Here is a 512-nt window from a genome sequence, read left to right as displayed (position 1 = left end):
ACCTGCGTGACCCTCACCGGCGGGCCTGCGCTGTAGGTCGTGCGCCGCAGGCGTGCGACATTCCGGCTCGGTCATTGAAGGCGTCGCACACGGCCCGCGGCCGTGCACGACCCACGGGTCTTCCGCTGGGTGACCTGCCACCGTCGGGCATCAGTAGGTCGGCTGCTCCTGGCAGCCGACACGCGCAGCCAGCAGTCACCCGCCGGTTCAGCGCGTGCGCGGCGGTACGACCTTGCCCGGGTTGAGGCGGTTCCCCGGGTCCAGGGCGTCCTTGATGCCCCACATCATGTCCCGCTCGACCGCGGGCTTGAGGCGCTCCACCTCGCCGGGCTTGAGCTGTCCGACGCCGTGCTCGGCGGCGAAGGAGCCGTCCAGCTCCGCCACGATGTCGTGCACCAGGCGGTTGAATTCGTCCCAGCGTGCCAGGAAGGCCGTCGGGTCCATGTCCGTCGGCTGGCTCAGGTTGAAGTGGATGTTGCCGTCGCCGACGTGGCCGAAGGGGCAGGGGCGGA

At 70.5% G+C, this 512-nt stretch carries 1 protein-coding gene; it reads right to left on the bottom strand.

Annotation, left to right across the window (positions count from 1 at the left end; all coding sequences use genetic code 11):
* Positions 1-207: 207 nt before the first annotated feature.
* A partial coding sequence (locus G7A99_RS24630) for an FAD-binding oxidoreductase (RefSeq protein ID WP_305792382.1) occupies positions 208-512 on the bottom strand: 305 nt, incomplete at its 5' end.

The organism is Arhodomonas sp. KWT (assembly GCF_010993615.1).
Note: the sequence above shows the minus strand (reverse complement) of the source record. Positions and strands in the feature narration are given on the sequence as shown.